Raw genomic sequence first — 1,596 nt, 5'->3', positions numbered from 1 at the left:
TCCTCGCGGTGGCCGAGCTGGAGCATCGCCCACGCCTCGTCGGCCGTCGCGTGGGCGGCGCCCATCGGGCATCCGGCGTCGGAGTACAGCCGTCCGGCCAGGCGGAACAGGGCGAGCGGTTCGGCGACCTGGCCGACGTCCCAGCCCAGATGGCCGCGGCGGAGCGTCAGGTCGGCCTGGGAGCGGACGTCACCGGACGCGGAGACCAGCGGCTCCGCCGCCGCGTAGGCCGCACCCGCCTCCGCCATCCGGCCCGCGTTGTAGCGGGCGAACCCCAGATCGCTGTGCGCTTCGGCGAGCTGCCGCGGATCGCCCAGCCGGTGCGCGGCCTCCAGCGACCGCTCGAACAGGTAGTTGAGATGGGTGGTGCCGCAGCGTCGCGCGAAGAAGGTCCGCATGAACCGCGGCAGCTCGCACGCGTGCGCGTCGGCCCCGGTGGCGACGGCCAGCTCGAACGCCCCCATCAGATTGGTGTACTCGCTGACGAACCAGCCGAGCGCCGCGTGCTTGCCGCCGAACCGCGGCAGCACGGCAGGGGGACTGCCCGCGGAGGCCGGACGGGTGCCGGAGCCGTACGGCATCGCGGCGTCGGCCGCGCACGCGGCGTGCACGTAGTAGTCGAGCACCCGGCCCAGCGCCTGCGCGCGCTCGGCGTCCGCGTCCTCCTCGGCGCAGGCCCGGCGGGCGTGCTGGTGCACCAGGTCATGAAGGGTGTAGCGCCCGGCCGACGGCTGCTGGACGAGATGGGCGTCCAGCAGGTCCTCCAGTATGGTCCTGGCGGTGTTCAGCGGGACGTCCGCGAGGGCGGCGGCCACGTACTCGTCGAACGACGATCCGGACAGCAGCCCGAGCAGCCGGAACATCCGGCGTTCGGCCCGGTTGAGCTGCCGCACCGACATCGCGAACGCCGTGTCGAACTCGGTCGTGCCCTCCGCCATCCGCTCCACCAGGATCCCGACGGTCCAGCCGGGACGGTGCCGCAGCCGCGCCCCGGCCAGCCGCAGCGCCAGCGGCAGCCGGCCGCAGAGCCGCAGCACCTCGGCCGCCGCCTCAGGGTCACGGCCGAGCCTGCCGTCGGGGCCGCTCGGATCGCCGCTGGCCCTGGCCAGGAGCTGGGCGCTGTCCTCCGCGCTCAGCACGTCCAGCGAGACCGGCGGCACCTCCTCCAGGCCCAGCAGCCGGTTCCGGCTCGTGATCAGGACGACGGACTCGCCCGCACCGGGCAGGAGCTGACGCACCTGGTCGGCCCCGGCGACGTTGTCGAGGACCACGACGGCCCGCCGGCCGGCCAGCTCCGACCGCCAGCACGCGGCCAGCGGCTCGACCCCGCCCTCCTGGGGAACCTTCTCCGACGGGACGTCGAGCGCGGCGAGCAGGGTGCGCAGCGCCGGATCGGGGTCGAGCGGCTCCCGGCCGTCGGTGAAGCCGTGCAGGTCGAGGTAGAGCTGGGCGTCGGGGTAGGCGGCGGCGAGCCGGTGCGCGGCGTGGACCGCGAGAGACGTCTTGCCGACCCCCGCCATCCCGTCGACGGCGACCACCCGGTGGGCGTCCACCGCGGCCAGGACGGCGGCCAGCTCGGCCTCACGTCCCGTGAAG

The 1,596-nt window shown here is 75.1% G+C and carries 1 pseudogene; it reads right to left on the bottom strand.

From position 1 onward, the window contains the following. Positions 1-1,596 (bottom strand): annotated as a pseudogene (locus ACYVE7_RS33730) (hypothetical protein); the annotation flags it as partial.

The organism is Actinocorallia lasiicapitis, assembly GCF_054778695.1.
Note: the sequence above shows the minus strand (reverse complement) of the source record. Positions and strands in the feature narration are given on the sequence as shown.